Annotated in this window: 7 protein-coding genes, 1 tRNA gene and 1 pseudogene; all 9 read left to right on the top strand. The window is 60.0% G+C overall.

Translation table 11 applies throughout. From position 1 onward, the window contains the following. Nucleotides 1-165: 165 nt before the first annotated feature. A tRNA-Trp gene (locus RTQ83_RS23900) sits at nucleotides 166-241 on the top strand. A 36-nt stretch (nucleotides 242-277) separates the two neighbouring features. Then, a complete protein-coding gene (gene secE / locus RTQ83_RS23895) occupies nucleotides 278-664 on the top strand; it encodes a preprotein translocase subunit SecE (RefSeq protein WP_312520453.1) in 387 nt (128 codons plus the stop codon). A 1-nt stretch (nucleotide 665) separates the two neighbouring features. Next, on the top strand, nucleotides 666-1,289 hold the full coding sequence (nusG, locus tag RTQ83_RS23890; RefSeq protein ID WP_312520449.1) for a transcription termination/antitermination protein NusG: 624 nt from the start codon (nucleotides 666-668) through the stop codon (nucleotides 1,287-1,289). Nucleotides 1,290-1,398: 109 nt separating this feature from the next. Then, nucleotides 1,399-1,830, top strand: a complete 432-nt coding sequence (gene rplK, locus RTQ83_RS23885) for a 50S ribosomal protein L11 (protein ID WP_312520447.1) — start codon at nucleotides 1,399-1,401, stop codon at nucleotides 1,828-1,830. After that, nucleotides 1,830-2,531: a 50S ribosomal protein L1 gene (rplA, locus tag RTQ83_RS23880; protein ID WP_312520445.1), complete on the top strand. Its 702-nt coding sequence runs from the start codon at nucleotides 1,830-1,832 to the stop codon at nucleotides 2,529-2,531. Before rplK ends, rplA begins: the two co-directional genes overlap by 1 nt. A 274-nt stretch (nucleotides 2,532-2,805) precedes the next feature. Continuing rightward, nucleotides 2,806-3,345 carry a 50S ribosomal protein L10 gene (gene rplJ / locus RTQ83_RS23875; RefSeq protein ID WP_312520442.1) on the top strand — a complete coding sequence of 180 codons (540 nt, stop codon included), beginning with the start codon at nucleotides 2,806-2,808 and terminating at the stop codon, nucleotides 3,343-3,345. 69 nt (nucleotides 3,346-3,414) lie between these two features. After that, the gene (gene rplL, locus RTQ83_RS23870) at nucleotides 3,415-3,792 is read left to right on the top strand and encodes a 50S ribosomal protein L7/L12 (RefSeq protein WP_211518321.1); all 378 of its coding nucleotides are present in this window, start codon (nucleotides 3,415-3,417) and stop codon (nucleotides 3,790-3,792) included. Between the two features lie 310 nt (nucleotides 3,793-4,102). Continuing rightward, on the top strand, nucleotides 4,103-8,212 hold the full coding sequence (gene rpoB, locus RTQ83_RS23865) for a DNA-directed RNA polymerase subunit beta (protein ID WP_312520435.1): 4,110 nt from the start codon (nucleotides 4,103-4,105) through the stop codon (nucleotides 8,210-8,212). Between the two features lie 231 nt (nucleotides 8,213-8,443). Next, nucleotides 8,444-9,372 (top strand): annotated as a pseudogene (locus RTQ83_RS23860) (DNA-directed RNA polymerase subunit beta'); the annotation flags it as partial.

The following is a 9,372-nucleotide window of genomic DNA, read 5'->3' as shown; positions in this document are numbered from 1 at the left end:
CCGCGAAGGCGGCCGTACCGTCGGCGCCGGCGTGGTTGCCAAGATCATCGCCTAAGTCATCAGGCGATAGAGGGGAAGTGGAAACACTTCCACTTTCCCTCGAACAGCATTGCCAGCACGCGCGCGCTTGCTGTATAATGCTGGATTCAGCAGCAAAGTTTTCGTAGGGGTGTAGCTCAATTGGCAGAGCGTCGGTCTCCAAAACCGAAGGTCGCGGGTTCGATTCCCTCCGCCCCTGCCACCGAATTCTGGTGCCAGGCACCGAAAGTAAAGAAGAATGTCTAATCAATCCGTGCAAACTGTCAGCACCTCGAATGACAAGTTCAAGGTTGCGCTGGCGGTGGTTGCAACGATTGCAGGCGTGGTCGGGTTCTTCTACCTGACCGGTCAAAGCAAACCAGCCTTGGTCGCCGCAGGCGCCCTCGTGGCTGGTTTAGTTTTTGCTGTCCTGCTTTTGTGGACTTCCACTACTGGTCGCGATTTCCTGAGCTTCGCCAAAGAGTCGGTGCGCGAGACCAAGAAGGTCGTCTGGCCCACCCGCCGCGAAGCCATGCAGATCACCGGCATCGTGTTCGCCTTCGTGGTCGTGATGGCGATTTTCCTGTGGGGCACGGACAAGCTTCTCGAGCTCCTGTTGTACGACTTTGTCCTGGGCTGGAAATAATATGAACGAAAACGTACAAGACGAAGTGCCGGGCGATGTTCCGGCACAAGACGCTGGTGCGCCGGAAGCCGCTCCGCTGAGCGTCCCGGTCAGCAACAAGCGCTGGTACGTCGTCCATGTCTACTCGGGCATGGAAAAGAGCGTGATGCGCGCCCTGGCCGAACGTATCGAGCGCGGCGGCATGCAGGAACAGTTCGGCCAGATCCTGGTGCCGACCGAGGAAGTTGTCGAGATGCGCAACGGCACCAAGGCCGTTTCCGAGCGCCGCTTCTTCCCGGGCTACGTGCTGGTTGAGATGGAAATGACCGACGAGACCTGGCACCTGGTGAAGAACACCAGCAAGGTCACCGGCTTCATCGGCGGCAAGAGCAACAAGCCGACCCCGATTCCGGCACGCGAGATCGACAAGATCATGCAGCAGGTGCAAGAGGGTGTCGAAAAGCCGCGGCCGAAAGTGCTGTACGAAGTGGGCGAGCAAGTCCGCATCAAGGAAGGCCCGTTCACCGACTTCAACGGCAACGTCGAGGAAGTCAACTACGAAAAATCGAAGGTGCGTGTTTCTGTCACCATCTTCGGCCGCGCAACTCCGGTGGAACTGGAGTTCGGGCAGGTAGAGAAAGTCTAAAACGCCCTATCGGAGCGTCGCAGCAGTCAGGCGGAATCCGAAAGAGGAGCCCCGCCTGCGAGTAGTCGCGGTGGGGCGCTACTACTCAATGCCAATCTAGGAGCCATTCATGGCAAAGAAAATCATTGGCTTTATCAAGCTGCAAGTCCCAGCTGGTAAGGCAAATCCATCCCCTCCGATCGGCCCAGCACTGGGTCAGCGCGGCCTGAACATCATGGAATTCTGCAAGGCGTTCAACGCCCAGACCCAAGGTATGGAACCAGGCATGCCGATCCCGGTCGTGATCACCGCGTTCGCCGACAAGTCGTTCACCTTCGTGATGAAGACCCCACCGGCAACCTACCTGATCAAGAAGGCCGCCGGCATCACCAAGGGTTCGGCCAAGCCGCACACCGACAAGGTTGCGTCGCTGACCCGCGCTCAAGCTGAAGAAATCGCAAAAACCAAGCAGCCAGACCTGACCGCTGCCGACATGGACGCAGCAGTGCGTATCATCGCCGGCTCGGCACGTTCGATGGGCATCACGGTGGAGGGTGTGTAATGGCTAAGCTGTCCAAGCGCGTCAAAGAAATGAAAGCTAAAGTGGACCGTAACAAGGTCTACGCCTTCGACAACGCTGTGTCGATCGTCAAGGAATTCGCTACCGCCAAGTTCAACGAGTCGATCGACGTCGCCGTGCAACTGGGCGTGGATCCGAAGAAGTCGGACCAAGTGGTCCGCGGTTCGGTCGTGCTGCCAGCCGGCACCGGCAAGACCGTGCGCGTCGCTGTCTTCGCTTCGGGCGACAAGGCTGAAGCTGCCAAAGCAGCCGGCGCCGACATCGTCGGTATGGAAGATCTGGCCGAGATGGTCAAGGCCGGCAACATGCCGTTCGACATCGTCATCGCTTCGCCGGACACCATGCGTATCGTCGGTACCCTGGGCCAGATCCTGGGCCCACGCGGCCTGATGCCGAACCCGAAAGTCGGCACCGTGACCCCGAACGTCGCAGAAGCCGTCAAGAACGCCAAAGCCGGTCAGGTCCAGTACCGTACCGACAAGGCTGGTATCGTCCACGCTACCATCGGCCGCAAGTCGTTCAGCGACGAAGAACTGAAGAGCAACCTGGTTGCCCTGATCGACGCACTGAACAAGGCCAAGCCGGCAACCTCGAAGGGCGTGTACCTGCGTAAGGTCGCTCTGTCGTCGACCATGGGCGCTGGCGTCCGTGTCGATCACGCTTCGATCGCTGCTGCAGCCTAATACGCTGTAAAAAATTTAGTCGCCACAATTTATCGTGGCGCGCATCTTTGGGCTGTCGGGGCAGATCACCGCTCCGGCAGGCAATCAAAGACCGTTGGGCCGAAGGCAGAGGTTGAGCCGGAGGTTAATAGACCACCCAACGCAGATGGTGACCCGAACAAGTTTTGTAGTCCACGCTGCGTGAGTTCATCCGCGTCAGATTGGCTTCTTAACTTCGGACGCCGTGTTCGAACCGATGCAGACATGTTGTCCGCATCATTTAAGGAGATTGACCGTGGGTCTTAATCTGAATGACAAAAAGGCCGTCGTCGAGGAAGTTAGCGCGAAAGTAGCAACCGCGCAAACGATCGTCGTGGCTGAGTACCGTGGCATCCAGGTTGCTCACTTGACCAAGCTCCGTGCAACCGCACGTGCCCAGGGCGTCTACCTGCGTGTTCTGAAGAACACGCTGGCTCGTCGCTCGGTCGAAGGCACGCAGTTTGCCCCGCTGGCTGATGCCATGACCGGTCCGCTGATCTACTCGATCTCGGACGACGCCGTTGCTGCCGCTAAAGTCATTTCCGACTTCGCGAAAACCAACGACAAGCTGGTCGTGAAAGCTGGTAACTACGCTGGTAAGCCGCTCGACGTAGCTGGCGTGACCGCGTTGGCAAGCATCCCGAGCCGTGAAGTCCTCATCGCCCAGCTGCTGGGCGTCATGCAGGCACCGGTGTCGGGCTTTGCACGAGTTCTGGCTGCAGTCGCAGCACAAAAAGGCGAAGGCGCCGCTCCGGCAGCAGATGCTGCTCCGGCAGCGGAAGCCACCGAAGCGTAATCGCTTCGGGTCTTTTTGTTCAAGTAGAACCAAACCTGTACTACACACACAATATATTTGGAGTTTCAAATGGCAATTAGCAAAGAAGAGTTCCTGGACGCAGTTGGCGCAATGTCGGTCATGGAACTGAACGACCTGGTCAAGGCTTTCGAAGAGAAGTTCGGCGTGTCGGCAGCTGCAATGGCAGCACCGGCAGCTGGCGGCGCAGCCGGCGGCGCAGCTGCTGCTGAAGAGCAGACCGAATTCAACGTCGTGCTGTCGGAAGTCGGCGCGAACAAGGTCGGCGTCATCAAGGCCGTCCGTGAAATCACCGGTCTGGGCCTGAAAGAAGCCAAAGACCTGGTCGATGGCGCACCGAAGACCGTGAAAGAAGCCCTGCCGAAAGCTGACGCTGAAGCCGCTAAGAAGAAGCTGGAAGAAGCTGGCGCCAAGGCCGAGCTGAAGTAATACATAGGCACCGGGCGTCTTTCGGGATGCCCAGCGCGGGAGTCAAAGCTTGCAAAACCTGCCGCAAGGCGGGGAATGCGGCTTTGGCTCTTTTGTCGTCCCTGCGACAAATGTCGGGTGTCTCCCGATATGCCGAAAAAAGCAGCACAGCAACATAGTACTAAGCACAGCAATATCGTAGCACAGCAGTTTGCTTGTCCTTTTCATCTGGCGCGAAAGAGTAAGAGACTTCAGGAATTGCGTGTGGGCTGTGGCACTTGCCACTGGCAATCCCTGAATTCTCATCCTTTCTGTCACTCACGGAGTGTCCATGCACTACTCATTTACTGAGAAGAAGCGCATTCGCAAGTCGTTCGCGAAGCGCGCCAACGTTCACAACGTTCCTTACCTGCTGGCTACCCAGCTGGAATCCTACGAGAACTTCCTGCAGGCCGACTTCGCTCCGTCCTCGCGCAAGAACGAGGGCCTGCAATCGGCCTTCTCGTCGATTTTCCCTATCGTGTCGCACAATGGTTTTGCGCGCCTCGAGTTCCTGTCCTATGTGCTGGGCGACCCTGCGTTTGACGTGAAAGAGTGCCAGCAGCGCGGCCTGACCTTCGCGTCGCCGCTGCGCGCCAAGGTGCGTCTGGTGATCCTGGACAAGGAATCGCCGACCAAGCCGGTCGTCAAGGAAATGAAAGAGCAGGAAGTCTACATGGGCGAACTGCCGCTGATGACCACGAACGGTTCGTTCGTGATCAACGGCACCGAGCGCGTGATCGTCTCCCAGCTGCACCGTTCGCCGGGCGTGTTCTTCGAACACGACCGCGGCAAGACGCACTCGTCGGGCAAGCTGCTGTTCTCGGCACGCATCATTCCTTACCGCGGCTCGTGGCTGGACTTCGAGTTCGACCCGAAAGACATCCTGTTCTTCCGCGTCGACCGCCGCCGCAAGATGCCGGTGACGATCCTGCTGAAGGCCATCGGCATGACGCCGGAACAGATCCTGGCGAACTTCTTCGTCTTCGACAACTTCACCCTGCGTAACGACGGCGGCGAACTCGAGTTCGTGTCCGAGCGTCTGCGCGGCGAAGTCGCGCGCTTCGACATCGTCGATCCGAAGTCGGGCAAGACCATCGTCACCAAAGACAAGCGTATCAACGCCAAGCATGTCCGTGACATCGAAGCCGCCGGCATCAAATCGATCTCGGTCCCTGAAGACTACCTGGTCGGCCGCGTGCTGGCCAAGAACATCGTCGACCAGGACACCGGCGAGATCATCGCCGTGGCCAACGACGAGCTGACCGACGAACTGCTGGGCAAGCTGCGCGACGCCAGCGTGACCGACATCCAGACCCTGTACACCAACGATCTGGACCAGGGCGCCTACATCTCGCAGACCCTGCGCACCGACGACACCGCCGACCAGACCGCCGCACGCGTGGCGATCTACCGCATGATGCGTCCTGGCGAACCGCCAACCGAAGAATCGGTCGAAGCGCTGTTCAACGGCCTGTTCTACATGCCGGAACGCTACGACCTGTCGGCTGTCGGCCGCATGAAGTTCAACCGCCGTATCGGCCGTGACGAACTGACCGGCGACATGACCATGTCGAACGAAGACATCCTGGCCGTGATCAAGATCCTGGTCGAGCTGCGCAATGGCCGCGGCGAAGTCGACGACATCGATCACCTGGGTAACCGTCGCGTCCGTTGCGTCGGCGAACTGGCTGAAAACCAATTCCGCGCCGGCCTGGTCCGCGTGGAACGCGCCGTCAAGGAACGCCTCGGCCAGGCCGAAGCGGACAACCTGATGCCGCACGACCTGATCAACAGCAAGCCGATCTCGGCCGCGATCCGCGAGTTCTTCGGTTCGTCGCAGCTGTCGCAGTTCATGGACCAGACCAACCCGCTGTCGGAAGTCACCCACAAGCGCCGCGTCTCGGCCCTGGGCCCTGGCGGTCTGACCCGCGAACGTGCCGGCTTCGAGGTGCGCGACGTGCACCCGACCCACTACGGCCGCGTGTGCCCGATCGAAACGCCTGAAGGCCCGAACATCGGCCTGATCAACTCGCTGGCACTGTACGCCCGCCTGAACGAATACGGCTTCCTGGAAACCCCGTACCGCAAGGTCGACGGTTCGAAGGTCACCGACAAGATCGAATACCTGTCGGCGATCGAAGAAGGCCGCTACATCATTGCTCAGGCAAACGCCAAGATCAATGAAGAAGGCCAGCTGATCGACGAACTGGTGTCCGCGCGTGAAGCCGGCGAAACCATCCTGGTCTCGCCTGAGCGCATCCAGTACATGGACGTCGCGCCAGGCCAGATCGTGTCGGTCGCAGCCTCGCTGATTCCGTTCCTGGAACACGATGACGCGAACCGTGCACTGATGGGCGCCAACATGCAGCGTCAGGCCGTGCCTTGCCTGCGTCCGGAAAAAGCGGTCGTCGGTACCGGCATCGAGCGCACCGTCGCGGTCGACTCGGGCACCACCGTGCAGGCACTGCGTGGCGGCGTGGTCGACTACATCGACGCCGGCCGTGTCGTGATCCGCGTGAACGATGAAGAAGCGCAGGCTGGTGAAGTCGGCGTCGACATCTACAACCTGATCAAGTACACCCGTTCGAACCAGAACACCAACATCAACCAGCGTCCGATCGTGCAAGTGGGCGACCGCGTTGCGCGCGGCGACGTCATCGCCGACGGCGCATCGACCGACCTGGGCGAACTGGCACTGGGCCAGAACATGCTGGTGGCGTTCATGCCGTGGAACGGCCTGAACTTCGAAGACTCGATCCTGATCTCGGAAAACGTGGTCAAGGACGACCGCTACACCTCGATCCACATCGAAGAACTGTCGGTGGTCGCCCGTGACACCAAGCTGGGCGCGGAAGAAATCACCCGCGACATCTCGAACCTGGCCGAGAACCAGCTGGCTCGCCTGGATGAATCCGGCATCGTGTACATCGGCGCCGAAGTGCAAGCCGGCGACGTGCTGGTCGGTAAGGTCACCCCGAAAGGCGAGACCCAGCTGACTCCGGAAGAGAAGCTGCTGCGCGCGATCTTCGGCGAAAAAGCGTCGGACGTGAAAGATACCTCGCTGCGCGTGCCTTCGGGCATGGTCGGCACCGTGATCGACGTGCAAGTGTTCACCCGCGAAGGCATCCAGCGCGACAAGCGCGCCCAGCAGATCATCGACGATGAGCTGAAGCGTTTCCGCCTGGACCTGAACGACCAGATGCGTATTGTCGAGGGCGATGCCTTCGAGCGTCTGGAGCGTATGCTGGTCGGCAAGATCGTCAACGGCGGTCCGAAGAAGCTGGCCAAGGGCGCGGCGATCACCTCGGAATACCTGGCGGACCTGGACAAGTTCCACTGGTTCGACATCCGTCCGGCCGAAGACGACACCGCGACCGCGCTGGAAGCGATCAAGGAATCGATCAACGAGAAGCGTCACCAGTTCGACCTGGCCTTCGAAGAGAAGCGCAAGAAGTTGACCCAGGGCGACGAGCTGCAGCCTGGCGTGCAGAAGATGGTCAAGGTCTACCTGGCCGTCAAGCGCCGCCTGCAGTCGGGCGACAAGATGGCGGGCCGCCACGGTAACAAGGGTGTGGTCTCGCGTATCGTGCCGGTGGAAGACATGCCGTTCATGGCCGATGGCCGTCCTGCGGACGTCGTGCTGAACCCGCTGGGCGTTCCGTCGCGTATGAACGTCGGTCAGATCCTGGAAACCCACCTCGGCTGGGCTGCGAAGGGTCTGGGCTGGCGCATCGGCGAGATGCTGCAGGCGCAAGCGAAAGCTGCCGATCTGCGCACCTTCCTGGGCAAGATCTACAACGAAACCGGCCGCAAGGAAGACCTGGACAGCTTCAGCGATGAAGAAATCCTGAGCCTGGCGCACAACCTCAAGAACGGCGTGCCGTTCGCGACCCCGGTGTTCGACGGTGCCCACGAGGAAGACATCCGCCGCATGCTGGACCTGGCGTTCCCTGACGACATCGCTGCCCACCTGGGCATGACGCCGTCGAAGAACCAGGTCACCATGTTCGACGGCCGCACCGGCGAATCGTTCGAGCGCAAGGTCACCGTCGGCTTCATGCACATGCTGAAGCTGCACCACCTGGTCGACGACAAGATGCACGCGCGTTCGACCGGTCCGTACTCGCTGGTGACGCAGCAGCCGCTGGGCGGTAAAGCCCAGTTCGGTGGCCAGCGCTTCGGTGAGATGGAGGTGTGGGCACTGGAAGCGTACGGCGCATCGTACGTGCTGCAAGAGATGCTGACCGTCAAGTCGGATGACGTGAACGGCCGTACCAAGGTGTACGAGAACCTGGTCAAGGGCGACCACGTGATCGACGCCGGCATGCCGGAATCGTTCAACGTGCTGGTCAAGGAAATCCGTTCGCTGGGTATCGATATCGATCTCGAGCGCAACTAAGCAGGGCCAGCATGGCCGCCAGCCTTCGGGCTGGTCCGCGACCTTGGAGTCGTCGCCCCGGGGCAGCCTGGGGCCTAAGCCCGGTGGTTTGCCGGCAAACTTGGATCCCCGCCTGCGCGGGGATGACGCTTTTTAGGGTAAACTAGCGGGTTGGGCAAACGCCGGCGAAAATCGGCGAGAAGCTGGCGGTAGTAGTATTCAGTACAGAATCAATCACCTTTGGAGTGATACATGAAAGCACTGCTCGATTTATTCAAGCAAGTTCAGCAAAACGAAAGTTTCGACGCCATCAAGATTGGCCTGGCGTCGCCTGAAAAAATCCGTTCGTGGTCGTTCGGCGAAGTCAAGAAGCCGGAAACCATCAACTACCGCACCTTCAAGCCTGAGCGTGACGGCCTGTTCTGCGCCAAGATCTTTGGCCCGATCAAGGACTACGAATGCCTGTGCGGCAAGTACAAGCGCCTGAAGCACCGCGGCGTGATCTGCGAAAAGTGCGGCGTCGAAGTCACCCTGGCCAAGGTGCGCCGTGAGCGCATGGGCCACATCGAACTGGCTTCGCCGGTCGCCCACATCTGGTTCCTGAAATCGCTGCCGTCGCGTCTGGGCATGGTCCTGGACATGACCCTGCGCGATATCGAACGCGTGCTGTACTTCGAAGCATACGTGGTGACCGATCCTGGCATGACCCCGCTCAAGAAGAGCCAGATCATGTCGGAAGACGACTACGCCGCCAAGTACGAAGAGTACGGCGACGACTTCACCGCATTCATGGGCGCCGAAGGCATCCGTGAACTGCTGCGCTCGATCGACATCCACCGCGATGCCGAAGCGCTGCGCGTGGAACTGAAAGAGTCGAAGTCGGAAGCGAAGATCAAGAAATACGCCAAGCGCCTGAAAGTGCTCGAGGCGTTCCAGCGTTCGGGCATCAAGCCTGAGTGGATGATCATGGAAGTTCTGCCGGTGCTGCCGCCAGAACTGCGTCCGCTCGTCCCGCTGGACGGTGGCCGTTTCGCGACCTCGGATCTGAACGATCTGTATCGCCGCGTCATCAACCGTAACAACCGTCTGAAGCGTCTGATGGAGCTGCGTGCTCCAGAGATCATCACGCGCAACGAAAAGCGCATGCTGCAGGAAGCGGTCGACTCGCTGCTGGACAACGG

The sequence above is a fragment of the Massilia sp. genome (genome assembly GCF_031995545.1).
GTDB lineage: Bacteria > Pseudomonadota > Gammaproteobacteria > Burkholderiales > Burkholderiaceae_D > Telluria.
The sequence above is the reverse complement of the archived record's forward strand: the minus strand, read 5'-3'. Positions and strand labels throughout refer to the sequence as shown.